Source organism: Nocardioides nitrophenolicus (genome assembly GCF_016907515.1).
Lineage (GTDB): Bacteria > Actinomycetota > Actinomycetes > Propionibacteriales > Nocardioidaceae > Nocardioides > Nocardioides nitrophenolicus.
Genome location: NZ_JAFBBY010000001.1, coordinates 3,161,296 through 3,187,393 on the forward strand (window position 1 = coordinate 3,161,296; position 26,098 = coordinate 3,187,393).

The 26,098-nt window shown below is 72.7% G+C and carries 25 protein-coding genes and 1 riboswitch; of the genes, 22 read left to right on the forward strand and 3 right to left on the reverse strand.

What is annotated here, in order from left to right; all coding sequences use genetic code 11:
• Positions 1-17 precede the first annotated feature (17 nt).
• From nth to JOD66_RS15430, 5 genes are all read left to right on the forward strand, one after another.
• The gene (gene nth / locus JOD66_RS15410; protein WP_204837719.1) at positions 18-734 is read left to right on the forward strand and encodes an endonuclease III; all 717 of its coding nucleotides are present in this window, start codon (positions 18-20) and stop codon (positions 732-734) included.
• Entirely contained in the window at positions 734-1,354 is a 621-nt protein-coding gene (locus tag JOD66_RS15415; RefSeq protein WP_204837721.1) for a TlpA disulfide reductase family protein, read from the forward strand. Before nth ends, JOD66_RS15415 begins: the two co-directional genes overlap by 1 nt.
• On the forward strand, positions 1,351-2,079 hold the full coding sequence (locus tag JOD66_RS15420; protein ID WP_307823548.1) for an NUDIX hydrolase: 729 nt from the start codon (positions 1,351-1,353) through the stop codon (positions 2,077-2,079). Before JOD66_RS15415 ends, JOD66_RS15420 begins: the two co-directional genes overlap by 4 nt.
• Positions 2,076-3,260 (forward strand): MarP family serine protease, encoded by a 1,185-nt coding sequence (locus JOD66_RS15425; RefSeq protein WP_204837722.1) that lies wholly within the window; start codon positions 2,076-2,078, stop codon positions 3,258-3,260. The genes JOD66_RS15420 and JOD66_RS15425 overlap by 4 nt, the downstream gene beginning before the upstream one ends.
• A gap of 181 nt (positions 3,261-3,441) precedes the next feature.
• The gene (locus tag JOD66_RS15430) at positions 3,442-4,218 is read left to right on the forward strand and encodes an enoyl-CoA hydratase/isomerase family protein (RefSeq protein ID WP_204837724.1); all 777 of its coding nucleotides are present in this window, start codon (positions 3,442-3,444) and stop codon (positions 4,216-4,218) included.
• Positions 4,219-4,323: 105 nt separating this feature from the next.
• On the opposite strand, the gene JOD66_RS15435 is transcribed toward JOD66_RS15430, so the two are convergent.
• A complete protein-coding gene (locus tag JOD66_RS15435) occupies positions 4,324-5,211 on the reverse strand; it encodes an oxygenase MpaB family protein (RefSeq protein WP_204837726.1) in 888 nt (295 codons plus the stop codon).
• Between the two features lie 119 nt (positions 5,212-5,330).
• On the opposite strand from JOD66_RS15435, the gene JOD66_RS15440 reads away from it, so the two are divergent.
• On the forward strand, positions 5,331-6,524 hold the full coding sequence (locus JOD66_RS15440) for an oxidoreductase (RefSeq protein WP_307823549.1): 1,194 nt from the start codon (positions 5,331-5,333) through the stop codon (positions 6,522-6,524).
• Positions 6,525-6,527: 3 nt separating this feature from the next.
• On the opposite strand, the gene JOD66_RS15445 is transcribed toward JOD66_RS15440, so the two are convergent.
• A complete protein-coding gene (locus JOD66_RS15445) occupies positions 6,528-6,824 on the reverse strand; it encodes a hypothetical protein (protein WP_204837728.1) in 297 nt (98 codons plus the stop codon).
• Between the two features lie 128 nt (positions 6,825-6,952).
• Here JOD66_RS15445 and JOD66_RS15450 point away from each other — a divergent pair, with 128 nt between their 5' ends.
• The 12 genes from JOD66_RS15450 to JOD66_RS15505 all read left to right on the forward strand — a co-directional run bounded on the left by JOD66_RS15450 (position 6,953) and on the right by JOD66_RS15505 (position 21,220).
• The gene (locus JOD66_RS15450; RefSeq protein ID WP_204837730.1) at positions 6,953-8,074 is read left to right on the forward strand and encodes an NAD(P)H-dependent amine dehydrogenase family protein; all 1,122 of its coding nucleotides are present in this window, start codon (positions 6,953-6,955) and stop codon (positions 8,072-8,074) included.
• On the forward strand, positions 8,071-8,895 hold the full coding sequence (locus JOD66_RS15455) for an SDR family oxidoreductase (protein ID WP_204837732.1): 825 nt from the start codon (positions 8,071-8,073) through the stop codon (positions 8,893-8,895). Before JOD66_RS15450 ends, JOD66_RS15455 begins: the two co-directional genes overlap by 4 nt.
• Before the next feature lie 9 nt (positions 8,896-8,904).
• Positions 8,905-9,972 (forward strand): MBL fold metallo-hydrolase, encoded by a 1,068-nt coding sequence (locus tag JOD66_RS15460; RefSeq protein WP_204837734.1) that lies wholly within the window; start codon positions 8,905-8,907, stop codon positions 9,970-9,972.
• Between the two features lie 199 nt (positions 9,973-10,171).
• On the forward strand, positions 10,172-11,314 hold the full coding sequence (locus JOD66_RS15465) for a DUF8462 domain-containing protein (RefSeq protein ID WP_204837735.1): 1,143 nt from the start codon (positions 10,172-10,174) through the stop codon (positions 11,312-11,314).
• A gap of 6 nt (positions 11,315-11,320) precedes the next feature.
• Positions 11,321-11,428, forward strand: a riboswitch (TPP riboswitch).
• On the forward strand, positions 11,420-12,484 hold the full coding sequence (locus JOD66_RS15470; RefSeq protein WP_204837736.1) for a thiamine ABC transporter substrate-binding protein: 1,065 nt from the start codon (positions 11,420-11,422) through the stop codon (positions 12,482-12,484). It overlaps the preceding riboswitch by 9 nt.
• An 11-nt stretch (positions 12,485-12,495) precedes the next feature.
• Complete coding sequence (locus JOD66_RS15475; RefSeq protein ID WP_204837738.1) at positions 12,496-14,127, forward strand: ABC transporter permease; 1,632 nt, start codon at positions 12,496-12,498, stop codon at positions 14,125-14,127.
• Positions 14,124-15,122, forward strand: coding sequence for an ABC transporter ATP-binding protein (locus JOD66_RS15480; RefSeq protein ID WP_204837740.1), 999 nt, complete (start codon positions 14,124-14,126; stop codon positions 15,120-15,122). Before JOD66_RS15475 ends, JOD66_RS15480 begins: the two co-directional genes overlap by 4 nt.
• Before the next feature lie 28 nt (positions 15,123-15,150).
• Entirely contained in the window at positions 15,151-16,236 is a 1,086-nt protein-coding gene (locus JOD66_RS15485) for a phosphatase PAP2 family protein (protein WP_307823550.1), read from the forward strand.
• A gap of 468 nt (positions 16,237-16,704) precedes the next feature.
• Positions 16,705-17,961: a C40 family peptidase gene (locus tag JOD66_RS29535; protein WP_204837742.1), complete on the forward strand. Its 1,257-nt coding sequence runs from the start codon at positions 16,705-16,707 to the stop codon at positions 17,959-17,961.
• A gap of 18 nt (positions 17,962-17,979) precedes the next feature.
• Entirely contained in the window at positions 17,980-19,956 is a 1,977-nt protein-coding gene (locus tag JOD66_RS15495; RefSeq protein ID WP_204837746.1) for an acyl-CoA dehydrogenase family protein, read from the forward strand.
• Complete coding sequence (locus JOD66_RS15500) at positions 19,953-20,636, forward strand: class I SAM-dependent methyltransferase (protein ID WP_204837755.1); 684 nt, start codon at positions 19,953-19,955, stop codon at positions 20,634-20,636. The genes JOD66_RS15495 and JOD66_RS15500 overlap by 4 nt, the downstream gene beginning before the upstream one ends.
• The gene (locus JOD66_RS15505; protein ID WP_204837757.1) at positions 20,633-21,220 is read left to right on the forward strand and encodes a TetR/AcrR family transcriptional regulator; all 588 of its coding nucleotides are present in this window, start codon (positions 20,633-20,635) and stop codon (positions 21,218-21,220) included. The genes JOD66_RS15500 and JOD66_RS15505 overlap by 4 nt, the downstream gene beginning before the upstream one ends.
• A 113-nt stretch (positions 21,221-21,333) precedes the next feature.
• On the opposite strand, the gene JOD66_RS15510 is transcribed toward JOD66_RS15505, so the two are convergent.
• Positions 21,334-21,849, reverse strand: coding sequence for an inorganic diphosphatase (locus tag JOD66_RS15510; RefSeq protein ID WP_443678822.1), 516 nt, complete (start codon positions 21,847-21,849; stop codon positions 21,334-21,336).
• A 104-nt stretch (positions 21,850-21,953) separates the two neighbouring features.
• On the opposite strand from JOD66_RS15510, the gene dacB reads away from it, so the two are divergent.
• The 4 genes from dacB to hpt are packed head-to-tail and all read left to right on the forward strand — an operon-like array spanning position 21,954 to position 26,060.
• Entirely contained in the window at positions 21,954-23,417 is a 1,464-nt protein-coding gene (gene dacB, locus JOD66_RS15515) for a D-alanyl-D-alanine carboxypeptidase/D-alanyl-D-alanine endopeptidase (protein ID WP_204837760.1), read from the forward strand.
• 38 nt (positions 23,418-23,455) lie between these two features.
• Positions 23,456-24,505 carry an Rv3626c family coenzyme F420 biosynthesis-associated protein gene (locus JOD66_RS15520; protein ID WP_239545248.1) on the forward strand — a complete coding sequence of 350 codons (1,050 nt, stop codon included), beginning with the start codon at positions 23,456-23,458 and terminating at the stop codon, positions 24,503-24,505.
• Between the two features lie 12 nt (positions 24,506-24,517).
• Positions 24,518-25,504: a tRNA lysidine(34) synthetase TilS gene (gene tilS / locus JOD66_RS15525; protein ID WP_204837761.1), complete on the forward strand. Its 987-nt coding sequence runs from the start codon at positions 24,518-24,520 to the stop codon at positions 25,502-25,504.
• 4 nt (positions 25,505-25,508) lie between these two features.
• Positions 25,509-26,060 carry a hypoxanthine phosphoribosyltransferase gene (hpt, locus tag JOD66_RS15530; protein ID WP_204837762.1) on the forward strand — a complete coding sequence of 184 codons (552 nt, stop codon included), beginning with the start codon at positions 25,509-25,511 and terminating at the stop codon, positions 26,058-26,060.
• Positions 26,061-26,098: the final 38 nt, after the last annotated feature.

Below are 26,098 nucleotides of genomic sequence, written 5' to 3' on the forward strand. Positions count from 1 at the left end.
ACCGTAGGGTGGCGTGCGTGCGGCCGATCGACACCAGCGACGACACGTCGACCCAGCTCGTGCGGCGGGCGCGGAAGATCGACCGGGTGCTGGGGGAGACCTATCCCGACGCCAAGGCCGAGCTCGACTTCGACAACCCCTTCGAGTGCCTGGTCGTCACCGTGCTCTCGGCGCAGACCACCGACAAGCGGGTCAACGCGGTGCGGCCGACGCTGTTCGCGGCCTACCCCGACCCGGCGTCGATGGCGGCGGCCGACCGCGCTCACCTCGAGCAGATCGTCGGTCCGCTCGGCTTCTTCCGGGCCAAGACCGAGTCGCTGCTGAAGCTGAGCGCCGCCCTCGTCGAGCGCTACGACGGCCAGGTGCCCGCCCGGCTCGAGGACCTGGTGACCCTGCCCGGCGTCGGACGCAAGACCGCCAACGTCGTGCTCGGCAACGCCTTCGACCTTCCCGGGATCACCGTCGACACCCACTTCGGCCGGCTGGCCCGGCGGCTCGGGTTCACCGAGGAGACCGACCCGGTCAAGGTCGAGCACGCCGTCGGCGCGCTGTTCCCCAAGCGCGACTGGACCATGCTGTCCCACCACCTGATCTGGCACGGCCGCCGCCGCTGCCACGCCAAGAAGCCCGCCTGCGGTGCCTGCCCGGTCGCGCGCTGGTGCCCGTCGTACGGCACCGGTCCGACGGACCCGGTCGAGGCGGAGAAGCTGGTCCGCACCGAGGGTCCCAACTGATGCGTCGCCTGCCCGCCGTGCTGGTGGCGCTGGTGGCGGCCGGCGTCCTGCTGACCGGCTGCGACAGCGTCGCTCCGGCGGCCTTCGCGTGCAAGGTCGACCCGACCACGCCCGACCTGGTCAAGGACCGCGAGGCGGCCGGCATCGCCGACTGCAGCGCGCTGCCGACCGAGGCCGGCGCCACCGACCTGCCCGACATCACGCTCGACTGCCTCGGCAGCACCTCCTCGATCTCGCTCGCCGACGTGAAGGGCCCGGCGATCGTCAACTTCTGGTCGACGACCTGCGTGCCGTGCCGGGAGGAGATGCCGGTCCTGCAGCAGTTCCACGAGGCGTACGGAAGCCAGGTGCCGCTGCTCGGCGTCAACTACCTCGACACCTACCCCGGCGCGGCGATCGACTTCGCCCGGCTCAAGGGCGTCACCTACCCCTCGGCGGCCGACACCTGCGGCGACCTGCAGGAGAGCGACCTCATCCTCAAGGTGCTGCCCCAGTTCTTCTTCGTGCGTGCGGACGGCTCCTTCGAGCAGGTGGCGGGCGGCATCGACTCGCTCGACGAGGTCGTCGCGATGGTGAAGCAGAACCTCGGCATCGACCTCGCCGCGAAGGCGACGCCGTGACCGACCTGCCGTCCGACCTGCCCGACTGGCTGCGTCCGGTCGCCGAGGGCGCCCGCGCGATCAGCGGTAGCGACCTGAGCGCCTTCCTGCCGCCCAAGGACAAGCCGGTACGCCGCGGCGCGGTGCTGATGCTCTTCGGCGACCGCGACGTACTGCTGACCGAGCGGGCCCACGACATGCGCTCCCACCCCGGCCAGGTCTCCTTCCCGGGCGGCAGCATCGACCCGGGCGAGAGCGTGGTCGAGGCGGCGCTGCGCGAGGCCGACGAGGAGATCGGGGTCGACCCGGCCGGGGTCGAGGTCTTCGCGACGCTGCCCGAGCTGTGGCTGCCGCCGTCCAACTTCGCGGTGACGCCGGTGCTCGGCTGGTGGCGCGAGCCGGCGCCGATCCGGGTGGCCTCGCCGCAGGAGGTGCACGCCATCCACCGGGTGACCCTGGCCGACCTGTTCGCGCCGGAGCACCGGATCCAGGTCCGTCACCCCGGTGGCTGGACCGGGCCGGGCTTCCTGATCGGGCCCGACAAGGACGTGATCCTGTGGGGCTTCACGGGCGGGATCCTGACCCGTTTCTTCGACTTCCTCGGGTGGCTACCACCGGTGAGCGACCCCCCGGTGCATGATCTCCCCGACTACATGCTCGCCGAGCACGTCCGCCGGACGGCCGCCGCGGCAGCTGCCGACGAGGAGCCGGGGGACGGCATGGACATCCTGGAGCCCAACGAGTGAACCTCCTCGACTGGCTGCTCGTCGTCCTCGTCGCGGCGTACGCGCTGTCCGGCTACTGGCAGGGCTTCATCACCGGGGCGTTCGCGACGATCGGCCTGCTGTCGGGTGGTCTCGGCGGCATCCTGCTCGCCCCGGTGGCGCTGAGCAGCTTCGAGCCGTCGCTGGCGGTCTCGCTGGGCGCGCTGTTCATCGTGATCCTGTGCGCGTCGCTGGGCCAGGCCCTGCTCCAGTACGCCGGCGCCCGGGTCCGCGAGCGGATCACCTGGCAGCCCGCGCGGGCGCTCGACGCGGTGGGGGGCGCCCTGCTCAGCGGACTCGCCGTCCTGCTCGTCGCGTGGGCTCTCGGCGTGGCGATCTCCGGCACCCGGATCGGTCCCGTCACCTCGATGGTGCGCAGCTCCGTGGTGCTCTCGAAGGTCAACACGGTGCTGCCGGAGACGGCGCCCAACGCCCTGCAGGCGTTCAACAACGTGGTCGGCACCGGCTTCTTCCCGCGCTACCTCGAGCCGTTCGCGCCCGAGCGGATCGTCGAGGTCGCGCCGGGGCCGGCGGACCTGCCCGGCACCGACGCGGTCAAGGCGACCCGGAGCAGCGTGGTCAAGATCCGCGGTGCCAACGACTGCGGCCGCGGGGTCGAGGGCACCGGCTTCGTGTTCGCCCCCGACCGGGTGATGACCAACGCCCACGTCGTGGCCGGCGTCGACGACCCCGAGGTCAGCATCGGCGGCGGCACCGAGCTGGCCCGGGTCGTGCTCTACGACCGCAAGCTCGACATCGCCGTCCTCGCCCTCGAGACCGACGACGCCCCGGTGCTGAAGTTCGACACCGCCGTCGGCGCGGAGGACCCGGTGGCCATCGTGGGCTACCCCCAGGACGGGCCGTTCGACGTCCAGACCGGCCGGGTCCGCGCGATGCAGAACCTGCGCTCGCCCGACATCTACGGCAACGGCACGGTCGTGCGCGAGGTCTACTCCCTGCGCGGCCTGGTCCGCCCCGGCAACTCCGGTGGCCCGATCGTCACGCCGCGGGGCAAGGTCGCGGGCGTGGTGTTCGCCGCGTCGGTGACCGACCCCGAGACCGGGTACGCGCTCACCGCCGAGCAGGTGCAGGCCAGCGCCCGTGCCGGCAGCGGCCCGGGGTCCGACGACGCCGAGGTCGACACGGGGGAGTGCGCGTCCTGAGTCGCGGGGGTGGGGTGCAGGAATCGCCGGTCGACCGGTGGTTCCTGCACTTGTCGGGTTCTTCCTGCACTTGTCGGGCGTTGCAACGCCCGTCCAGTGACAGTTTCACCGGTCGACCGGCGATTCCCGCACCCCCGACCCCCGCATCCACCCCTCACCCGCCTCCGCCATAGTTGGCGCCATGACCGACACCTTCGTGCGCTACGAGTACGCCGCCGGCGTCGCCCGGATCACCCTCGCCGACGGCGAGCGCGGCAACCCGATCCACCCGGGCTCGGTCGCGCAGCTCCACGACGCCGTCCGGGCCGCCCACCGTGACGGCGCGCGGGTCGTCGTCCTGGCCGCCGAGGGCCGGTTCTTCTCGGTCGGTGGCGACCTCGGCGCCTTCGCCGGCGCCGACGACGTGGCCGGGTTCATCGACGACCTCGCCGAGGCGCTGCACCGGGTCGTCAGCGAGCTGGTCCGCTCCGACGCGATCGTGGTCAGCGCGGTCCAGGGCACCGCCGCCGGCGCGGGCTTCCCGCTCGCCGCGGCCGCCGACGTGGTCATCGCCGCCGACAACGTCAAGTTCAGCCTCGCCTACACCAAGGTCGGCCTCTCGCCCGACGGCGGCAGCTCGCTGCTGGTCAACACCCTCGGCCTGCACCGCGCGCTGCGGCTGGCCCTGCTCGGCGACCTGCTGACCGCCCAGGACGCGTACGACGCCGGGCTGGTCGCGCGCGTCGTACCCACCGACGAGCTGGCCGCCACCGTCGACCAGGTGGTCGAGGGGCTCGCGGCCGGGTCGGCCACCGCGAACGCCGCCGCCAAGCGGCTGCTGCGCGAGGTCGCCGCGCCCGCGCCGGAGGCCGCGCTGCGCAAGGAGACGCTCTCGATCCGCACCCTCGCCGTGAGCCCCGACGGGCGCGAGGGCGTGGCGGCGTTCGTCGGGAAGCGGGCGCCGGAGTTCAACGCCTGACGGTGCGGTGGTCGCCCGGTCGCCGTCGTATCTGACGAACGGGCTGGTCTTTCGCCGGTCTTCCAGCCCATTCGTCAGATGCGACGGAGGGACCCGACCCCGGGATCAGGCGGTCGCGTCGTGCCGGACCGGGCACCCGCCCCGCCCCGGGACGGGGAAGGTGCCGAGGTCGGCGAGGTCGAAGCCGTCGGGATAGCTCTTGATCCGCGGCAGGTCGGCGGTGTACGTCGGCACCCGGTTCGACGGGGTGTGCCGCAGCAGCCGGGCCCGGACCCGCATCGCACCCACGCTGAGCCGGCGGACCAGGGGGCCCGGGTCGGCGTACGCGAAGGCGTCGAGCAGCGGCTGGTCCATCAGGCCGCGGCTGAACAGCTCGACCGGCTTGCGCAGCGGGCGGGGGTAGAAGGTGGTGAGCAGGCGCAGCGTGGAGTCGGCGACCCGACGGCCCCCGGCGTCGAAGTCGAAGTGCGCGCGCTCGTAGTCGTCCATCAGGTGCATGAACTCGTCGTAGGTCTCGGGGATGTCCTTGATCCCCATGTGACGGCCGAGGGCGCGGTAGTAGTTGACGCTCGCACGCAGCTCGGTGTCGGTGAGCGAGCGCCAGCCGTAGTCGTCGAGCCAGCGCTTGGGCACGACGACGAAGGTCGAGAGCACGTAGCGGAAGTCGTCGTTGGAGATGTCGTACATCCGGTGCATCTGGTTGATCCGGCGCATCGCGGTCCTGCCGGCCTCGGAGTCGAAGCCGTGCACGAACGGGGCCTCGAGGAGGAGGGCGGTGTCGTCGTACCGCTTCTGGACGGCGCCGGTGAAGGCGCCGGTCTGGTCGAGGAGGCGGCCGATGCTCGGGACGGCGTAGGTGCGGAACAGCGCGAAGCTCAGCGCCTGGGTGAGATCCCAGGTGAACTCGTAGAGCGCCAGGTTCTGGTAGATCTCGACGTAGTCCGTCTCCGGGTCGAGCGATTCGTTGCGGTCCCGCCAGAGCGTCTTGGCCATGCTCCGGAGCCTAGAGCGGTCCGGAGAGCGGCAATAGATGACGAGTTCTCACTTTCTTCTCGCTTTTCTGGCCGGGGAATTTCTAGAACGTGTTCCATGTCGTCACTAGAGTGCGCCGGGTGAGCATCCCCGACGTCTTCGCCCCGGCCGACCTCGGCCCGGTCCGGCTGCGCAACCGCACGGTCAAGGCCGCCACCTTCGAGGGGCGTACGCCGGACGGCGTCGTCACCGACGAGCTGATCGCCTACCACCGGGCCCCGGCCGCCGGCGGCGTCGGGCTGACCACGGTCGCCTATCTCGCCGTGGCCCCCGAGGGGCGCACCCACCGGGAGCAGATCGTCGTGGGGGAGCGCACCCTGCCGGGGCTGAGCCGGCTCGCCGACGAGATCCACGCGACCGGCGCCGCGATCGCCGGTCAGGTCGGGCACGCCGGGCCGGTCGCCAACGGCCGCTCCAACGGCGTGCCCGCGATCGCGGCCAGCCGGATGCCGAGCCCGCTGTCGATGCAGATGATCCGCACGGCGTCCGAGCGGGACCTGACCCGCGTCACCCGTGCGTACGTCGACGCGGCCCGCACCCTGGTGCGGGCCGGGTTCGACGTGCTCGAGCTGCACATGGCGCACTCGTACCTGATCTCGTCCTTCCTCGCGCCCGGCCTCAACCGGCGCCGGGACCGGTGGGGTGGCCCGCTGGAGCGGCGGGCCCGGCTCGCGCGCCAGGTCGCCCGCGTCGTACGGGAGGAGGTCGGGGACGCCGTCGCGGTGACCGCGAAGGTGTCGGTCTCCGACGGCTTCGCCGGCGGGGTGACCACCGCGATGAGCGTCGAGCTCGCCCGGCTGCTGGAGGCGGACGGGCATCTCGACGCGCTGCAGCTCTCGGGTGGCTCGTCGCTGATGAACCCGATGTACCTGTTCCGCGGGGATGCCCCGGTCGCGGAGTTCGCCGCCACGATGCCGCCCCTGGTGAAGTGGGGGATGAGGACCCCGGCGGGTCGGGCCTTCTTGAAGCGCTACGCCTTCGAGGAGGCCTACTTCCGGCCGAAGGCGCTGGAGGTCCGGGCCGCGGTGGCGATGCCGCTGATGCTGCTCGGCGGCATCAACCGGGTCGAGACGATGCGGCAGGCGATGGCCGACGGCTTCGACTTCGTGGTCATGGGCCGGGCGCTGCTGCGCGAGCCGGACCTGGTCGACCGGCTGCGCGCCGGCGCGGCCGCGGGCGGGATCTGCATCCACTGCAACCGGTGCATGCCGACCATCTACTCCGGGACCCGGTGCCCCGAGTGGGCGCCGGGAGAGGCGATCCCGGCGCCCTGAGGCTCACTTGGTGGCGCAGTCCGTGCTGGCCTTGGTGATCACCTCGGTGGCCTTGGAGACCTCCTCGCTGGAGCCCTTGTCGTCGTCGACCATCTTGTTGAGCGTGTCGTCGGACAGGTCGGAGTCGACGACGGCCTTCGCGATGCAGTCGATGACGTCGTCGGTCACGGCCGACGAGCCGCCCGGGAGCTGGTCCTTGATCGCGTCGGCGACCTCGGACTGCGAGGGCCGGCCGCCGCCACCGCAGGCCGACAGGGCGACGGCGAGGAGGGCGGCGGTGGTCGCGAGCTTGATCTTCATGCGGAGTTTCTCCTGGGTCGATGCGTGCGGGCGCGCGGGTGTGCGCGCCCTCCGGTACGCCCGCATGCCCCGTTGTCGGGTGATCCAACCCCTTCCCAGAAACTAGAACTCGTTCTACATTGGCCCGCATGTCACAGGTCATCCCCGAGAAGCCGCTGCGGGTCGTCGTCTGGTCCACCGGCACGATCGGTCGGCACGCGATCGTGGGCGTCGACGCCCACCCCGACCTCGAGCTGGTCGGGGTGTGGACCTCGACGCCGGAGAAGCACGGCCAGGACGCGGGCCTGCTCGCCGGCCTGGACCGCGAGCTCGGGGTGAAGGCGACGACCGACCGCGACGAGCTGGTCGCGCTGCGTCCGGACTGCGTCGTGCACGGTGCGATGACCGACGACCGGGTCTTCGAGTCGATCGCCGACCTCACCGAGCTGATCCGCGACGGCGTCAACGTGGTGTCGTCGGGGCCCGTCATCCTGCTCCACCGTGCCGGCACCCTGCCCGACGAGATGATCGAGGCGATCGACGAGGCGGGTCGGCAGGGCAACGCCAGCCTGCACGTCAACGGCATCGACCCGGGCTTCGCGAACGACGTGCTGCCGCTCGTGCTGAGCTCGCTGTCCCAGCGCATCGACCACGTCACCGTCAGCGAGATCGCCGACTACTCGACGTACTACCAGCCGGTCGTGATGCGCGACCTCTTCGGCTTCGGGCAGCCGCTCGACGGGGCCACTCCGCTGCTGTGGGAGCCCGGCATCCTGACCACCGCGTGGGGACCGGTGGTCCGGGTGATCGCCTCCGGGCTCGGGGTGACCCTCGACGAGCCGCTGGTCGAGGAGGTCGACCGGCGGCCGGCCGAGCGGGCCGTGAGGACGGTGTCGTTGGACGTGGCGGAAGGCACCATGGGGGCCGTCCGCTTCCGCGTCATCGGCACCGTCGACGGGGTGCCGCGGATCACCCTCGAGCACGTCACGCGGACGGCGGCCGACCAGGTCCCGGAGTGGCCCACGCCGGCCGAGGGCGACGGCTGCTACCGGATCGAGATCACCGGGGAGCCGTGCATGAAGCTCGAGTTCACCCACCACGGCGAGCACGGCGACCACAACGTCTCCGGGATGATCGTCACCGCGCAGCGGCTGATCAACGCCATCCCGGCCGTCGTCGCCGCGCAGCCGGGCCTGGTCACCGCTCTCGACCTGCCGCTGGTCACCGGTCGCGGCCTGGTCGCGGGCACGAGCGCGCGGGAGCGGCGATGAGCATCCTGGACCGGTTCCGGCTGACCGACCACGTCGCCGTCGTCACCGGCGCCGGCCGGGGCATCGGCGCGGCCACCGCGCTCGCCCTGGCCGAGGCCGGCGCCGACGTCGTCATCTCCTCACGCACCGAGGCCCAGCTCGAGGAGGTCGCGGCGCGGATCGAGGACGCCGGACGCCGGGCTCTCGTCGTACCCGCCAACCTCGCGCACACCGACGAGGTCGCCGCCCTCGCCCAGCACGCGTACGACGAGTTCGGCCGGCTCGACGTCGTCGTCAACAACGTCGGCGGCACCATCCCGAATGCCTTCCTCGACACCGACGTGGCCTATCTCGAGGAGGCCTTCCACTTCAACGTCGCCACCGCGCACGCACTGAGCCGGGCCGCCGTGCCGCTGATGCTGAGGTCGGCGGGGGAGGGGCGGCAGAAGTCGATCACGTCCATCTCCTCCGCGATGGGGCGGCTGGCCGGTCGCGGCTATCTCGCCTACGGCACCGCCAAGGCCGCGCTCGCGCACTGGTCGCGGCTGGCCGCCACCGACCTCAACCCGGAGATCCGGGTCAACGGCGTCTTCGTCGGCTCGGTGATGACCAGCGCGCTGGAGTTCGTCGCCGGCGTACCGGAGATGAAGAGCCAGCTGGAGGAGGCGACGCCGCTCGGCCGGATCGGGGAGGCCGAGGACATCGCCGCCGCGGTCGTCTATCTCGCCTCGCCCGCGGGCAAGTACGTCACCGGCAAGCTGCTCGAGGTCGACGGCGGCATCCAGGAGCCGAACCTCGACCTCCGGCTACCCGATCTGCGACCGGATGTGAACGACTCCTAGAGTGCGTTCATGAGCACTGGAGGGATCCCCACCGGACACGCCGTCTCGCCGGACTCGGGCCGGCACTGGGCCGACGAGGGCGCGTGGGAGGTCGCCGAGGGCGTCTACCGGGTCCCGCTGCCGCTCCCGATGGACGCGCTCAAGGCGATCAACGTCTACGTCGTCCAGGGCGACGATGGGCTCACCCTGATCGACGGCGGCTGGTCGATCCCCGTTGCGCGGCAGCTGCTCGACCGGTCGCTGCGCTCGATCGGCTCGGGCTTCGGCGACATCAAGCGCTTCCTGGTCACCCACGTGCATCGCGACCACTTCACGCTGGCGACCGTCCTCGGCCACGAGTACGGCGCCGACGTCGCCCTGGGCGAGGGCGAGCGACCGGCCTTGGACCTGCTCAACCGCGCCAGCGCCGACGGACTCGACGAGAGCCCCTTCCTCGACGTCCTGCGCACCGCCGGCGCCGCGGAGATCGCGGACGAGTGGGCGGCCGGCCCGCGCGACCTGCCGCAGGCCGTGGACTGGGCCTACCCCGACACCTGGCTCGACGGCGACCTCACCCTCGACATCGGCCGGCGCCGCCTCGACGCCGTGCACACCCCCGGCCACACCCCCGGTCACTACGTCTTCGCCGACCAGGCCGAGGGCGTGCTGTTCTCCGGCGACCACGTGCTGCCCACGATCACCCCGTCGATCGGCTTCACGGTGCCGCCCTCGGACCAGCCCCTCGGACATTTCATGGCCTCGCTGGCCCGGGTCCGCGAGCTGCCCGACCTGCGCATCCTGCCCGCGCACGGGCCGGTCGCACCGTCGTCGTACCAGCGCGTCGACGAGCTGCTCGAGCACCACGAGCACCGGCTCGACCTGTGCCTGACCTCGCTGAAGGAGCGCGGCACCGCCACCTCCCTCGTCGTGGCCAAGGACCTGGGCTGGACCCGGCACGAGCGGGCCTTCGCCGAGCTCGACGTCTTCAGCCAGGGGATGGCCGCGATGGAGACCAAGGCGCACCTCGACCTGTTGGTCGCGCGGGGCCAGGCGAGCGCCGAGGACCTGGCTGACGGGGTCGTCTACCGCGCGTCCTGACCCGGAGCGGAGGATCTGTCGGGGGGTCGTGTCATCGTCTGCTCAGATCGTCCTGCTGGAGACGCTGACAGCCCGCGGGTGCCGCTCGGCTCCTCTAAGCCCCTATAAGTCGCGCCACTTATAGGGACTTAGAGATTCCGCGGGTGGGCGGCGCGCGGCAGGCGGCGCCACCCGCGGAATCTCTTGGAGAAGGAGTGCCATGTCCGCCTCAGCGCGAGACTCGCTCGACAGCCCTTATCAGCCGGGGTTCGGCGCGCGTCCCGTGGTGCTGGTCGGCCGTGACCAACAACTGGGGCGCGCCGCGGCGACCCTCACCAGGGTTGCCAACTCCGGCACGTCAGCGCCGTCCGCGATGGTGCTCACCGGAGCTCGCGGCCTCGGCAAGACGGTCACCCTCGGGGTCATCGGTGACGATGCCCTCGCCCGCCGGTTCGTCACGGTGGCGGTGACTCTCGATCGGGTCTCCGACAACGTCCAACTTCTCGCGGGCGGGCTTGCTGAGGCGATCGCGCCGCTCGAGGTCGACGCCCAGCGCGGTGTGGGCGAGATGTGGAAGCGCTTCCGCGACCGGCTGGGCACTCTTGCGATCGAGGTCAACGCTGGTGTCGTGAAGGTGTCCGCTACCGCCGACCCCGTCGCTCGGCGCACGACGACCCCTGACGTCGTGATGGCGGCCGCCTCCTTCACCGAGCGCTTCGACTATCGCGATCTCGGCCGCCTCGACGATGGAGCTGCCGCGCGCGCCCTCCTCGAGCCGTCGCTGGGTCTCGGCGTGACCTGGGCTGAGTCCGCGGCGGTGGCTGTCATCCGCGAGGCCGGTGGCTCGCCCTACTTGATCCAGTACCTCGGCGACGAGACCTGGCTCCATGCGCAGCCCGGCGCCGGCTCTCGGGTCGAGCCAGCCCACGCCCGTGCTGGGATCGACGACGTCCGGCGCAGCCTCGCCACTGGCATGTTCCGCGGCCGTTGGAACAAGGCCACGCCGGCCGAACGACTCCTGCTGATCGCTCTGGCCCAGGTCATGGCTCCCGACGGCGTCGCCACCTCCCGGCATGTCACCGCGCTGCTCGACCGGACGACGCCGCAGCTCAGCACCGCCCGCAAGTCTCTCATCGACAAGGGCATCATCGAGTCTGCCGGCACGGGCCTGCTGCGCTTCACCATCCAGGGCTTCGCCGAGTTCGTCCGTGAGCACGTCGACGCGCCCTGGTACGGCGCCCGGCTCGCGGCCGGCGAGCAGGTCGACCTGACCGCGGTCCGCCGCCCCGAGCTCCCGGCCGTGGGCGCGGGGCGTGAGGCGCGCATGGTGGCCACCCGCGACCGGTCCGCGGGCAGTCACTAGACTGACCGGGTCAGACAGGGGAGCACCACGGGGTGCTGAGAGTGCGGCGCGGGCCGCAGACCCTCCGAACCTGATCCGGTTAGCACCGGCGAAGGGAGTCAACCGATGCGTACGCGCATGCTCACCGGCCGCCTCACCCTGGTGGCCCTCGCCACCACCGTCCTCGCCAGCGGCTGCTCGCTGATCGGCACCGAGAGCGAGGGAGAGCAGGACGCCGACAAGACGGTCACCCTGGTGACCCACGAGTCGTTCGCGGTGCCCGAGGAGCTGGTGAGGGCATTCGAGAAGGACACCGGCTACCACCTGAAGATCAGCAAGCTCGAGGACGCCGGCGCGCTCACCAACGAGCTGGTGCTCACCAAGGCGAACCCGGTCGGCGACGTGGTCTTCGGCGTCGACAACACCTTCGCCACCCGCGCGCTCGACGAGGGCGTGTTCGCCGGCTACGCGCCCACGCTGCCCGACGGCGCCGCGGCCTTCGAGCTCGCCGGCGACGAGGACGACGCGCTGACGCCCGTCGACACCGGCAACGTCTGCGTCAACGTCGACGACGCCTGGTTCGCGGCCAAGGGCATCACGGCGCCCAAGAGCCTCGACGACCTCACCAAGCCCGCGTACCGCGACCTCTTCGTGATCCCGGGCGCGAGCACCAGCTCGCCCGGCCTGGCCTTCCTGCTGGCGACGATCGCGACGTACGGCGCCGACTGGCCGTCGTACTGGACCCGGCTGGTCGACAACGGCGCCAAGGTCGTCAAGGGCTGGTCGGACGCCTACTACACCGACTTCACCTTCTCCGGCGGCGACCGGCCGATCGTGGTGTCCTACGACTCCTCGCCGGCGTTCACGCTCGACGAGGCCGGCGACGCGACGACGACCAGCGCGCTGCTCGACGGCTGCTTCCAGCAGGTCGAGTACGCCGGCGTGCTGAGTGGCGAGGACACCAACACCGCCGGCGCGCACGCCGTGATCGACTGGCTGCTGTCGCCCGAGGTCCAGGCCGCGCTGCCCGAGTCGATGTACGTCTTCCCGGTCGACTCCTCCGTCGAGCTGCCCGCCGACTGGGCGCGCTTCGCGAAGCGGCCCGAGTCCACCGAGCAGGTCGCGCCGGCCGAGATCACCGAGCAGCGCAAGGCATGGCTGGAGCAATGGACGGAGATCGTGTCGCGCTAGGCAGTTCGAGAATGGCCCGACGACTGGCACTGGGACTGCTCGCCGCGGTCCCGGTCGCCGTCGTCGCCGTGTTCTTCGTGCTGCCCGTCGGAGCGATGCTGCATCGCGGGGTCTGGCCGGCGGGCTCGTTCGACCCGGGAGCGGTGCTCGACGTGCTGCGCCGGCCGCGGACGGGGCGGGTGCTGTGGTTCACCGTGTGGACGAGCACCGTCGCGACCACGCTCGCGGTGCTGCTCGGCCTGCCGACGGCGTACGTGCTGCACCGGCTGCGCTTCCCCGGGCGCACCCTGGTCCGGACGGCGCTGCTCGTGCCGTTCGTGCTGCCGACGGTGGTCGTCGGCCTCGCGGTGCGGGAGCTGATCTCGTCGTCGGGGCCGCTGGGCTTCCTCGACCTCGACGGCACGCCGGCCGCGATCCTGATCGGCCTGGTCTTCTTCAATGTCGCCGTCGTGATCCGCACCGTCGGCGTGGCCTGGGAGGGGCTGGACCGCCGCCCCGCGGAGGCCGCGGCGGCGCTGGGCGCGACGCCCGCCCAGGTGTTCCGCACGGTCACCCTGCCCGCGCTGCGACCGGCGATCGTGTCGGCGGCGAGCGTGGTCTTCCTGTTCTGCGCGACGGCCTTCGGGGTGGTCCTGGTGCTCGGAGGGGTGCGCTACTCGTCGGTCGAGACCGAGATCTACCTGCTCACCGCCGACCTGCTCGACCTGCCCGCCGCGGCCGCGCTCTCGCTCGTGCAGATGCTGGCGGTCGTCGCGCTGCTGGTCGTTGTCGGCCGGCTGCGCGCCGTGCCCGACCCGACGGTCCGCCGGGTCGCCGCCGCTCCGGTCCGCCCCCGGCCGCGCGACCTCCCCGCCCTCGCCGTGACCGGGCTGGCTCTGGTGCTGGTGGCCGCGCCGGTGGTGGCCCTGCTGCTCGGCTCGGTACGACGCGACGGCGCGTGGACCCTCGCCTACTACCGCGCGCTCGGCGGCTCGGCCGAGGGCCTGCTGCAGGTGTCGGTCACCCACGCCCTGGCCGCCAGCCTGCGGATCGCGGCCGACGCCACCTGGATGTCGCTCACCCTCGGCCTGATCGTCGCCTTCGTGTTGACCCGCAAGGTCCGCTCGCGGGCGGGGAAGCGGGCGCGGGCGGTGCTCGACGGCTTCTTCATGCTTCCCCTCGGGGTCTCGGCGGTGACCCTCGGCTTCGGCTTCCTGATCGCCCTCGACTCCCCGCCGCTCGACCTGCGGGCGAGTCCGCTGCTGGTGCCGATCGCCCAAGCGCTTGTTGCGCTGCCACTCGTCGTACGCACCCTGGTCCCGGTCCTGGCGGGCATCGACGACCGTCAGCGCCAGGCCGCCGCGTCGTTGGGCGCGGGTCCGCTCCGGGCCCTGCTGACCGTCGATCTCGCCGTCGTGTGGCGGCCGTTGCTGGCCGCGGCCGGCTTCGCGTTCGCGGTGTCGCTGGGGGAGTTCGGCGCCACGTCGTTCATCGTGCGACCGGCCGAGCCGACCCTGCCGGTCGTGATCTATCGCTTGCTCGGTCACCCAGGGGCACTGAACTACGGCACCGCCATGGCCGCGTCGGTGGTGCTCGCCGCCGTGACCGCGGGTGTCATCCTCGTCGTCGAGCGGCTGCGTGTGCCGGGAGTGGGGTCGTGGTGAGTCTGGAGCTGCAGGGAGTGACCGTCGCCTTCGACGGGAGCGTGGCGGTCGACGCGGTCGACCTCGCTGTCGCGGACGGGCACGTGCTGGCCGTGCTCGGGCCGTCCGGATGCGGGAAGTCCACGCTGCTGCGCGCGGTCGCCGGCCTCGAGCCGCTCGCCGCCGGGAGGATCGCCTGGGACGGCGCCGACCTGGCCGGCGTCCCCACGCACCGGCGGTGCTTCGCGCTGATGTTCCAGGACGGCCAGCTCTTCGACCACCTCACCGTGGCCCGCAACGTCGGCTACGCCCGCCGCCTTCAGGGCGCGTCTCGCGCCGTCGTCCGCGCCGAGGTCGACGACCTGCTCGAGCTGGTCGGCCTGGCCGGGTACGCCGACCGCCTGCCCCGCACCCTGTCCGGCGGCGAGCGGCAACGCGTCGCGCTCGCCCGCTCGCTGGCCGCGCGACCTCGGCTGCTGCTGCTCGACGAGCCGCTCAGCGCCCTGGACGCCGGGCTGCGCGGGCGGCTCGCGACCGACCTGCGCCGCATCCTCACCGAGTCCGGTACGACGGCCCTGCTGGTCACCCACGACCAGGACGAGGCCTTCGCGATCGCCGACCGGCTGGCCGTCATGCGCGCGGGCCGCATCGTCCAGGAGGGCGAGACCGGTGCGGTCTGGACGCATCCCGCCGATCCCGACACGGCCCTCTTCCTCGGCTACGCCCGGGTCCTCGAGCCGTCCGCGGCCACCGCCCTGCTCGGCCGCCCCACGGGCCGGGTCGCGCTCCGGCCGACCGCCCTGCTGGCCGCCCCGGACCTCGACACCGGCCACCCGGCCACCGTCGTGGGGTTCCGCCCGACCTCCGACGGAGGCCGGCTCGTGGTGGCCGTCGACGGGGTCGGCGAGCTGGACGCCGTCGGGGTGCCGGGTTGGGTCACCGAGCCCGGCCGGCGGGTCGTCGTACGTGTCGAACAGCACGGAATCGCCGACCTGCCGGGCGGCCCGGCTCGCTGACCTGGGCCCGCACCGTAGGATCCCTCGGGTGTATCGCCGCGCCTACACCCTCCTCATCGGCACGGCCGCGCTCATGCTGGGTCTCGCGGTCTTCACCGCGTGGAAGCTCGATCGCCGGCTCCTCGACCCCGAGGGGAGCTTCCTCGGGCCGTCGTACATCCGGCTTCCGCTGCTCCTGTTCGGGGCGCTGCTCCTCGACCTGCTGCCGTTGGCGCTGTGGAAGGCCCACGGCCGGCCGAGCCGCGTGGTGCCGGTGGTCCGGGAGCGGCTGCGCACGCACTGGACCAAGGAGCGCGCGACCCTGGTCGCCATCGGCGTCATCAGCTTCTACCTGACCTACGTCAGCTACCGGAACCTCAAGTCGTTCCTGCCGTTCGTCCGCTCCGACCCGAACGCCGCGCCCGGCGAGGTCCGCGCGCTGTCGTACGACCGCGAGCTGCACATCCTCGACCGGGTGATCTTCTTCGGCCACGACCCGAGCGACGTGCTGCACGGCCTGCTCGGCAAGACCGTCACCGCCGAGATCCTCTCCCCGATCTACCTCATGTTCCTGCCGCTGGTGCCGCTCGCCGTCACGGCGTGGCTGGTGTGGTCGCGCAACCACTCCTTCGGCTACTGGTTCGTGACCTCGCAGTGTCTGGCCTGGTCCCTCGGCACGCTGTCGTACTACCTGCTCCCGACCCTCGGCCCCGGCATCGCCTACACCTCGGAGTACTACGGCGCCGGCGGCCTCGCCCACACCGGCACGACCGACCTGATGAACTCGATCGTGCGGGCGCGCGGGAACGTGCTGTACGGCGGCGCCACCGAGTCGGTGAACTCGATCGCCGGCTTCGCCAGCCTGCACTGCGCGATCACCCTGCTGTTCGCGCTGATGGTGCAGTACACGCTGCGCTCGAAGGTCCTGAAGTGGATCTTCTGGGTCAACTTCGGCCTCACCGTCGTCGCCACCCTCTACTTCGGCTGGCACTACGTCGCCGACGACATCGCCGGCATCGCGATCGCGATCGTGTCCTTCTACGTCGGCGGCATCGCGAGTGGGCAGAAGTTCGACAGACGCGGGCACTCCCACCCCACGACCACGACCTCCAAGGTGCCGGTGAACGTCGACTGAGTCGATGGCGCGAGCGGGTCGCTCGTTCCTCGCGTGCCTGTGGGGCGGCGTACCTGGGCGCTGTAACACGTTGTCCGCGGCTCTTCCGGACTTGCGGCGTCGCGGGAACGGGGCCGTGGGGGTCCGGTACAGCTGGCGGGGGTCGTGGAGGGCGGCGAACTTCGTGTTGCAGCCGTGGGCTCCTCGCGTGCCTGTGGGGCCGCGTACCCGATCGCTGTAACACGCTGTCCGCGGCTCTTCCGGACTTGCGGCGTCGCGGGAACGAGGTCGTGCGGGTCCGGTAGAGGCGGTGCGGGTCGTGAAGGGCGGCGAACAGCGTGTTACAGCCGCTGGGGCGGCCCGGAGCCCCGCCTCCGACGCGCCGCAAGAATTACAACGATGTAGTTCGTCAACCCGACACGCCGACATCTCGTGAGATTTCTGAGATTTTTGTTTCGCATGTGACAAAAGAGCACTACGGTGACGCGAGTGCGTTCTCCCAGCTTCGGTACCGGTCTGGCCGCCCTCGTCCTGACGGCGGTGGTCTGCGTCCCCGGCGCGCAGGCGGACCCGCCCGCCGATCCGGCGGTGCCGAGTACGCCGGCCGGGCCCAGTGCCGCGGACGTCCAGGCCGCGCGGGAGCGGGCCGGCGCGGCCGAGGGCGAGGTGGCGGCGATCCAGCAGCGGCTGGCGGGCGCGGCCGCGGAGCTCGACAGGGCGACGATCCAGGCGGCGCGCGCCACCGAGACCTGGAACGGTGCCCGGTGGGCGGCCCGCACGGCCCGGGCGGCTGAGGTGCAGGCGATCGCCGACGCGGCGAGTGCCGACCAGGTGCTGGCCGAGCACGAGGCCTCCTTCCGCGACGCCGTGATCACCGTCCAGGGCCTGGGCCTGGAGCTGACCGTCGTCGAGGCGATCGTCGACGCCAAGGGCATCGACGCGCTGCTCGAGCAGACCTCGGCGAGCGAGCACCTGCAGGCGCTCTTCGACCAGCGCCGCGACGAGTACGTCGCCGCGTCCGCGGCCGCGACCGAGGCCGCCGACGCGGCCACCGCGGCCTCGGCGGAGGCGGACCGTGCCCTCGCCGACGCCCGCGCCGCGCGCGACGCGGCCCGGGCGGCCGCCCAGGACGCGGAGGCGGTCACCGCGCGGATCGAGGGCCGGCGTACCCGACTGGTGAAGCGGCTCGCCCGGCTCCAGGGGGTCAGTGTCGCGGTCGCCCGCGCCCACCAGGCCGCGGTCGACGCGGAGGCGGCGGCGAACGCCGCGGCGGCGGCGAAGGCGGCCGAGGATGCCAAGGCGGCCGACGCGACCAAGGCCACGAAGGGCCAGCCCGACGCCGATCCGGCGCCCTCGGCCACGCCCACGTCCACGCCCGCTCCCGGCGACGGCGCCCAGGCGGCGATCGCGTTCGCCCGGGCGCAGCTCGGCGAGCCCTACCGCTGGGGCGCGGCCGGTCCGTCGGCCTGGGACTGCTCCGGGCTGGTCGCGAAGGCCTGGGCCGCGGGCGGCAAGTCGCTGCCGCACTACTCCGTGGCGCAGTACGCCCAGTCCACGCCGATCACCCGCGACCAGCTCCGGCCCGGCGACCTGGTGTTCTGGTCCGACGGTGGTCCGAGCGCGATCTTCCATGTCGCGCTGTACGCCGGCGACGGGCAGATCATCCACGCCCCGCGCACCGGCCGGCCGGTCAGCCAGGAGTCGATCGACTACTGGCGCACGCCTGACTTCTACGCGCGCCCGTAGGGCCGCTAGGTTCGCCCCATGGCCGAGGAGTCCACCACGCCCCCGGAGCTGACGGTCGACGTCGCTGCGCTGACCGCCCTGCTCGACGGGAGGTACGCCGACGTCCGCCGCACCGTGCGTGAGCTGCTGCCGGCGTACGCCTCGGTGCTCGAGGACGCCGAGACCATGCCGCGCGAGGAGTTCCGCGAGCGGGTCAAGGACGTGGTGCTCGAGATCGCCGGCACCGGCGCCGCGGGGATGGGCTTCCCGAAGGAGTACGGCGGCGGAGGCGACATCGGCGCCTCGATCGCGGCCTTCGAGTCCCTGGCGTACGGCGACCTGTCGGTCCTGGTCAAGGTGGGCGTGCAGTTCGGCCTGTTCGGCGGCGCGATCCTGCAGCTCGGCACCCAGCGTCATCACGACGCCTACCTCGCCGACGTGGTGAGCGGCCGGCTGCTCGGCTGCTTCGCGATGACCGAGACCGGACACGGCAGCAACGTCCAGGCGCTCGGCACGGTCGCGAGCTACGACCCGGCGACGTCCGAGTTCGTCGTCACCACCACGAGTGAGCAGGCCGGCAAGGACTACATCGGCAACGCCGCGAAGCACGCCCGGGTCGCGGTGGTGTTCGCCCAGCTCGAGGTGGCCGGCGAGGGGCACGGCGTGCACGCGCTCGTCGTACCGCTGCGCGACGAGGCCGGTGCGACGCTGCCGGGCGTCCGGATCGAGGACGACGGCCACAAGATGGGCCTCAACGGCGTCGACAACGGCCGGATCTGGTTCGACCCCGATGGCACCGTGCGGGTGCCACGAGAGAACTTGCTCAACCGGTTCGCCGACGTCACCGACGACGGCCGCTACGTCAGCGAGATCGAGAGCCCGGGCCGCCGCTTCTTCACCATGCTCGGCACCCTGGTCCAGGGCCGGGTGTCCGTGGGCGGGGCCGGGCTGAGCGCGTCGAAGGCGGCGCTGACCATCGCCGTGCGCTACGGCCTGCTGCGCCGGCAGTTCGAGACCGGCACCGAGGACGAGGGCACCGAGCAGCTGCTGCTCGACTACGGCCTGCACCAGCGGCGGCTGTTCCCACGGCTGGCGCGCACCTATGCGCTGCACTTCGCCCAGGAGGTGCTGGCCGGCGAGCTGCACGACGTCTTCTCCGGCATCCGCGACGACGAGGAGACCCGCCGGCTGCTGGAGTCGCGGGCGGCCGGGACGAAGGCGCTGGCGACCTGGCACGCCACCGACACGATCCAGGAGTGCCGCGAGGCGTGCGGTGGCGCCGGCTATCTCGCGGTCAACCGGTTCGCCGCGCTCAAGGCCGACACCGACGTCTTCACCACCTTCGAGGGCGACAACCACGTCCTGCTGCAGCTGGTCGGCAAGGGCCTGCTCACCGACTACGCGAGCGACTTCTCCGACCTCGACCAGCTCGGGATGGTCCGGTTCGTGGCGGGGCTGGCCGTCGAGACCGTGCTGGAGCGGACCCGGGTGCACCGCCTCTTCGAGCAGCTCCGCGATGCCCTGCCGGGCGGCTCCGACGACTGGCACACCGACAGCGGGCTGCGCGACCCCAACTACCACCTGGCGATGTACCGGTTCCGGGAGGAGCACCTGATCGGCGGCGTCGCCCGGCGCCTCAAGCGGGGCGTCGACTCGGGGATGAACCCGGGGGAGGTGTTCTCGCGGGTCCAGGACCACGTCATCGCCGCCGCGCGCGCCCACGTCGAGCGGCTGGTGCTGGAGGCGTTCACGGACAAGGTCGCCGGGCTCGAGGACGGCGACCTCAAGCTCACCCTCAACCTGCTCTGCGACCTGCACGCACTGTCCGGCATCGAGGCCGACCGCGCCTGGTTCATCGAGCACGGCCGGCTCACCACCCAGCGCTCGAAGGCGATCACCCGCGAGGTGGCCGAGCTGTGCCGCCGGCTGCGGCCGATCGCGCGCGAGCTGGTCGACGCGTTCGCCGTACCCGAGAGCCTGCTCCGCGCCGACGCGCTCCTCGGAGGAGGGTCATGATCCGGGCCACCCTGTCCCACGTCCCCGGACTGGGCGGCTGGTCCGACGACCCGCTGTGGGCGTCCTTCTACGACTGGACGGTCGAGCACCCGACCGCCGGCGGCGCGCTCTGGCGTCTCGGCATCAACAGCGACCTGCGCCGGCTCTACCGCGCGGCCGACGAGATCGGCCGCCAGCCCGCCGGCAGCCGGATCCTCGACATCCCCTGCGGCGGTGGGGTCGCGCTGCGCGGCCTGCGGCCCGGACAGGGCGTGGAGTACGTCGCCGGCGACATCGCGCAGACCATGCTGGACCGCACCCTGCGGGTCGCCGAGCGGCGCGGCGTCGTCGACCAGGTGACGCCGCGCATCGCCGACGTCGGCGACCTGCCGTTCGACGACGCGTCCTTCGACCTCGTGGTCACCTTCACCGGTCTGCACTGCTTCCCCGAGCCCGAGCGGGCGGTGGTCGAGATGGCGCGGGTGCTGCGGCCCGGCGGCGTGCTCACTGGGAGCGCGCTGCTCAACGACACCGGCCTCCGCTTCGAGCCGCTGCGCCAGGTCGGCCGGGTCGCCGGCCTCCTCGGGCCCGGCTGCACGAGCGCCGAGCTGGAGGACTGGCTCGCCCGGGAGGGCGTCGCCGACCTGGTGGTCGAGCGCAGCGGCGCGATCGCCTACTTCCGCGGGGTCAAGCGCGGGTGAGCGCGGCCGCGGAGCGTCGTACCGCTGTCTTCGCGGCGCTGCGCGCCCTGCTCCTCGAGCGGCCCTGGGGCGATGTCACGCTGGAGGCGGTCGCCCGGGACGCCGGCGTGAGCCGCCAGACGCTCTACAACTCCTTCGGGTCGCGCCACGGGCTCGCCCAGGCCTACACGGTCGACCTCGCCGACGCGCTGTGCGCGCTCATCGCCGCGACCCTCGCCGAGCACGCCTCGCCGCGGGACGGCCTGGAGCACGGGCTGCGGCTGTTCCTCGAGACCGCCGCCGACGACCCGCTGATCGGGCGGGTGCGTGCCGGCGACGCCCACCACGACCTGGTCCGGATCGTCACCACCGACGCCGGTCCGCTGCTCGTCCGGGTCGCCGAGCGACTCGAGGCCGGCGCGCTGGCCGCCTGGCCGGGAGCCGACCCGGACGTCGTACGGGTGCTCGCGCGGACGCTGGCCCGGATCGCGCTCAGCTACGTCACCATGCCGCCGGAGTACGACGACAGCCCCGCGGCGATCGCCGCAGGGCTGTCGGTGCTGTTGACGCCTGGAGCCGCTGGCCGCCAGGGCGTTGAGCCCTAGTCTCGTCGAGCGCGCCGCGTTGCCTGGACGTAGCGGAGCGAGGAACGAGCGGAGCGGAGGAAGGCGACGCGCGAAAGCGCGCTCGACATGCGCGAGCGCAGCGAGCGCCAGGATCAATGAGTCTTGAAGCGCTCGAAGGACGCGGCGATCTCGGCCTCTGCCTCGGTGCGGCCGACCCAGTCGGCGCCCTCGACGGACTTGCCGGGCTCGAGGTCCTTGTAGACCTCGAAGAAGTGCTGGATCTCGAGGCGGTCGAAGTTCGGGACGTGGTTGATGTCGCGCAGGTGCTCCATGCGCGGGTCGCCCGCGGGGACGCAGAGGACCTTGTCGTCGCCGCCGGCCTCGTCGGTCATCCGGAACATGCCGATCGCGCGGCACTTGATGAGGCAGCCCGGGAAGGTCGGCTCCTGGAGCAGGACCAGCGCGTCGAGCGGGTCGCCGTCCTGGCCGAGGGTGTCCTCGATGTAGCCGTAGTCGGCGGGGTACATCGTCGAGGTGAAGAGGAACCGGTCGAGGCGCATCCGCCCGGTCTCGTGGTCGACCTCGTACTTGTTGCGGCTCCCCTTGGGGATCTCCACGAGGACGTCGAACTCCAGCACTGGCTTCCTCCACACACTCTCGACCCGGATCGGCTCGTGACCACGCTCGAGCGCGCCCGGGGCCGATGTTCGCAGCATTGTCCCGCACAATGTCCCCGAACGCGCAGTCGGGGAGCACCCTCGGGAGGAGAACGGTGGCCAAGAAGGACCGCGAGCCCGGGGCCGGGCGCGCCCGGCGGGTGGTGTCCGGGGTGCTGGTGGTGGCCCTGCTCGCCGGAGCCGGTGTCGCCTGGCGGACCGGGTGGGCCGAGCGGTGGTGGGACGAGCTGCGCGCCGACGCGGGTACGCCGGCCGACCCGGCGGCGGTCGCGCCCCCGCCGGAGGTCGACGTGCCGCCGGTCGTCGTCCCCGACGCGTGGGCGCCGACCGCCGACGGCACCGCCCCGCTCGACGCCGCCGCGGTGCAGCAGGCGCTCGCCCCGCTGGACTCGGCCGCCCTGGGTCGGCACGTGATCGCGGCGGTCGGACCGCTCGAGGGCACCGGCTACGCCTACGAGGCGGCGGAGGGTGCCGGCGTCGCCATCCCGGCGTCGACGACCAAGCTGGTCACCTCGACGGCGGCGCTCTTCCTGCTCGGGCCCGAGCACACCTTCGCGACCACGACCGTGCTCGACACCAGCGGTACGACGCCCCGCCTGGTCCTCGTCGGCGGCGGCGACCCGCTGCTGGCGCGCGAGCCCAACCCGGCGCCGACGGGCGCGACGTACGACCCGAAGCGGGCCGACGTCCGCACCCTCGCCAAGCGGACCGCCCGCGCGCTGAAGGCGTCGGGGGTGACGAGCGTCGAGCTCGGCTTCGACGACTCGCTGTTCACCGGTCCGGCGGTGCACCCGCGGTGGAAGCCGGACTACATCCCCGAGGAGGTCAACCCGATCAGCGCGCTGTGGGTCGACGAGGGCCGGGCGCTCCCGGGCCGGGGTCCGGTCGCCGATCCCGCCCTGGAGGCGGCCACCACCTTCGCGCAGGCGCTCGCCCGCCGTGGGATCGCCGTCACCGGCGGTCCCGCCCGCACCACCGCTCCCGCGACCGCCACCGAGGTCGCGCGGGTGACCAGCCCGACCGTCGCGCAGATCGTGCAGCGGCTGGTCGAGGTCAGCGACAACGCCGCCGCCGAGGTGCTGCTGCGCCAGGCCGGGGTCGCCGACTCCGGCGAGGGCTCGTTCGCCGGCGGCCAGCGGGCCGTCGAGCGGGTGCTCACCGCCAACGGCATCGACCTGCGCGGCTCGGTCCTGTACGACGGCAGCGGGCTGTCCCGCGCCAACCGGCTGGCGCCCGGCGTCCTCGTCGACGTGCTCCGCCTGGCCGCCTCCGCCGACCACCCCCAGCTCCGCCCGCTGCTCGCCGCCCTGCCCGTCGCCGGCTACACCGGCTCGCTGACCGACCGGATGGACCTCGGTCCCGCCGCCGGCCGCGGCCGGGTCCGCGCCAAGACCGGCACCCTCACCGGCGTCACCTCGCTCGCCGGGATCGCCATCGACGCCCAGGGCCACCTGCTGGCGTTCGCGCTGATGGCCGACAAGGTAAAGAAGGACAAGTCGCTGCTCGCCCGGACCACGATGGACTCCGCCGCGGCCGGCCTCGGCGCCTGCCTGTGCTGACCACCCTCCGATTCGGAGACACGGCCTAGGCTTCCGTCATGACCGCACCCGCCGTCCCGCTGCCCCCGATGATCGACTGGGGCCTCGCCGTGGCGCTCGGCTCCCGGCTGGCGGGGGACGGGCCGGTGGTGAGCCGGGCCGAGGCCGACGACGCGGTCGCCGAGCTCCGGGCGGGCGCGCACCGCTCGACCGGGCTGGTCCGCGACTTCACCGGCCTGGACGCGCCGGAGGGCACGGCGCCGATCCTGGTCGTGGACCGGCCGGGCTGGGTGCAGGCCAACGCCGAGGGCTTCGAGATCGCGACCCGGCCGATGATCGAGAAGCTGGCCGCCAGCAAGCCGCCGAGCGGGATCGGGCTCAAGGTCGGCGCGAAGGTGACCGGCGCCGAGGTCGGCGGGCTGCTCGGCTTCCTGGCCGGCAAGGTGCTGGGGCAGTTCGATCCCTTCCACGAGCCCCACGGCCGGCTGCTGCTGGTCGCCCCCAACATCGTCCACGTCGAGCGCGAGCTCGACGTCGACCCCCATGACTTCCGGCTCTGGGTCTGCCTCCACGAGGAGACCCACCGGGTGCAGTTCACCGCCGTCCCGTGGATGCGAGAGCACCTGTTCTCGGAGATCCGGGCGATCAGCGACACCGTCGAGCCGAGCGGCTTCCTCGACGGCGGCCTGGAGCGGATCACCGAGGCGATCAAGGCCGGCCGCAACGGCGGCAGCATCGTCGAGATGTTCAGCTCCCCCGAGCAGCAGCAGGTGATCGACCGGGTGACCGGCATGATGTCGCTGCTCGAGGGGCACGCCGACGTCGTGATGGACGACGTCGGCCCGACGGTCATCCCCAGCGTCGCCAAGATCCGCAAGAAGTTCACCCGGCGCCGGCAGGGCGTCGGCGCGCTCGACCGGGTGCTGCGGCGGCTGCTCGGGCTGGAGGCCAAGATGGCGCAGTACCGCGACGGCGCCCAGTTCGTGCGCGCCGTCGTCGACAAGGTCGGCATGGAGGAGTTCAACGCCGTCTGGGCGGGCCCCGAGAACCTTCCTGGCAAGGCCGAGCTGAGCGACCCCGAGAGCTGGGTCAAGCGGGTCCTCGCCTGACGGCTCGCTGACATGGGCCTCCATCCCGCGATCGCCGCCGTGCGCCACGGCGTACGACGCGCGCTCGCCGACCGCGAGCCCGGCGCCACCGTGGTGGTCGCGTGCTCGGGCGGCGCCGACTCGCTCGCCCTGCTCGCCGCGAGCGTGTTCGAGGGCCGCAAGGCGGGCCTCCGCGTCGTCGGCGCGACCGTCGACCACGGCCTGCAGCCCGGCTCGGCCGAGCACGCCGCCCGGGTCGTCGCCCAGATGACCGGCCTCGGCGCCGACGAAACCGCGACCGCACGGGTCCAGGTCGACCCGGCCGGCCTCGGGGTCGAGGCCGCGGCCCGCCGGGCGCGGTACGCCGTCCTCGACCAGCTCCGCGCCCACCTCCACGCCGAGCTGGTGCTGCTCGGTCACACCCGCGACGACCAGGCGGAGACGGTGCTGCTCGGGCTGGCCCGCGGCTCCGGGGGACGCAGCCTCGCCGGGATGCGGCGCGGGTTCGACCACTACCGCCGTCCGCTCCTCGACGTGGCCCGCGCCGACACCGTGGCCGCCTGCCTGGCCGACGGGATCGAGTTCTGGGAGGACCCCCACAACAGCGACCCCGGCTTCGCGCGGGTCCGGGTCCGCCAACGGGTGCTGCCCGTCCTCGAGGACGAGCTCGGTCCCGGCATCGCCGCGACCCTGGCCCGGACCGCCGACCAGGTCCGTGCCGACGTCGAGGCGCTCGACGCCCTCGCCGCCTCGGCGTACGCCGGGCTGGGTGGACCCGACGGCCTCCCCCTCGCGGGCCTCGGCGAGCTGCTCCCCGCGCTCGCGACCCGGGTGCTCCGGCTGGCCGCGCTCGACGCCGGCGCGCTGGACGCCGAGCTGTTCCACGTCCACGTCACCGCGCTGCACCGGCTGGCCCAGGGGGAGAGCGGCGGGGAGGTGCAGCTCCCCGGGCTCGTGACGGGCTTCCGCGACGGCGGCCACCTCCGGTTCCGGCCGACGGGCGGGCCTGTGGCAGGCTGACGCCATGCATGCGAGCGACGTCGCGGACGACCTGGTCGAGGTGCTCTTCACCGAGGAGCAGATCCAGGCCCGGGTGGTCGAGCTGGCCGCCGAGATCGACCGCGACTACGACGGCAAGGACCTGGTCCTGGTCGGCGTGCTGCGCGGCGCGGTGATGATCATGGCCGACCTCGCCCGGGCGCTCGGCAAGCACGTCGAGATGGACTGGATGGCGGTGTCGTCGTACGGCTCCGGCACGAAGTCGTCCGGCGTGGTGCGGATCCTCAAGGACCTCGACGCCGACATCGCCGGGCGCCACGTGCTCATCGTCGACGAGATCATCGACACCGGCCTGACCCTGTCCTGGCTGACGTCGAACCTGGGCTCGCGGGGCCCCGCGAGCGTCGAGATCGCCACCCTGCTGCGCAAGCCGGAGGCGCTGCAGATGCCGGTGAAGCCCAAGTACGTCGGCTGGGACATCCCCAACGAGTTCGTCGTCGGCTACGGCCTCGACTACCGCGAGCGGTACCGCAACCTGCGCGACATCGGCACTCTCGCGCCCTCGGTCTACTCCTGATCCCGGCTTCGCTACCCCGCCCAACCAGGGACCAGACA

What these genes read in the sequence shown, in the direction of transcription:
- JOD66_RS15415 (WP_204837721.1), top strand. Translation starts at nt 734, where the DNA reads ATGCGTCGCCTGCCCGCCGTGCTGGTGGCGCTGGTGGCGGCCGGCGTC.
- JOD66_RS15430 (WP_204837724.1), top strand. Translation starts at nt 3,442, where the DNA reads ATGACCGACACCTTCGTGCGCTACGAGTACGCCGCCGGCGTCGCCCGG.
- JOD66_RS15435 (WP_204837726.1), bottom strand. Translation starts at nt 5,211, where the DNA reads ATGGCCAAGACGCTCTGGCGGGACCGCAACGAATCGCTCGACCCGGAG.
- JOD66_RS15445 (WP_204837728.1), bottom strand. Translation starts at nt 6,824, where the DNA reads ATGAAGATCAAGCTCGCGACCACCGCCGCCCTCCTCGCCGTCGCCCTG.
- JOD66_RS15450 (WP_204837730.1), top strand. Translation starts at nt 6,953, where the DNA reads ATGTCACAGGTCATCCCCGAGAAGCCGCTGCGGGTCGTCGTCTGGTCC.
- JOD66_RS15455 (WP_204837732.1), top strand. Translation starts at nt 8,071, where the DNA reads ATGAGCATCCTGGACCGGTTCCGGCTGACCGACCACGTCGCCGTCGTC.
- JOD66_RS15460 (WP_204837734.1), top strand. Translation starts at nt 8,905, where the DNA reads ATGAGCACTGGAGGGATCCCCACCGGACACGCCGTCTCGCCGGACTCG.
- JOD66_RS15465 (WP_204837735.1), top strand. Translation starts at nt 10,172, where the DNA reads ATGTCCGCCTCAGCGCGAGACTCGCTCGACAGCCCTTATCAGCCGGGG.
- JOD66_RS15470 (WP_204837736.1), top strand. Translation starts at nt 11,420, where the DNA reads ATGCGTACGCGCATGCTCACCGGCCGCCTCACCCTGGTGGCCCTCGCC.
- JOD66_RS15475 (WP_204837738.1), top strand. Translation starts at nt 12,496, where the DNA reads ATGGCCCGACGACTGGCACTGGGACTGCTCGCCGCGGTCCCGGTCGCC.
- JOD66_RS15495 (WP_204837746.1), top strand. Translation starts at nt 17,980, where the DNA reads ATGGCCGAGGAGTCCACCACGCCCCCGGAGCTGACGGTCGACGTCGCT.
- JOD66_RS15500 (WP_204837755.1), top strand. Translation starts at nt 19,953, where the DNA reads ATGATCCGGGCCACCCTGTCCCACGTCCCCGGACTGGGCGGCTGGTCC.
- JOD66_RS15520 (WP_239545248.1), top strand. Translation starts at nt 23,456, where the DNA reads ATGACCGCACCCGCCGTCCCGCTGCCCCCGATGATCGACTGGGGCCTC.
- tilS (WP_204837761.1), top strand. Translation starts at nt 24,518, where the DNA reads ATGGGCCTCCATCCCGCGATCGCCGCCGTGCGCCACGGCGTACGACGC.
- hpt (WP_204837762.1), top strand. Translation starts at nt 25,509, where the DNA reads ATGCATGCGAGCGACGTCGCGGACGACCTGGTCGAGGTGCTCTTCACC.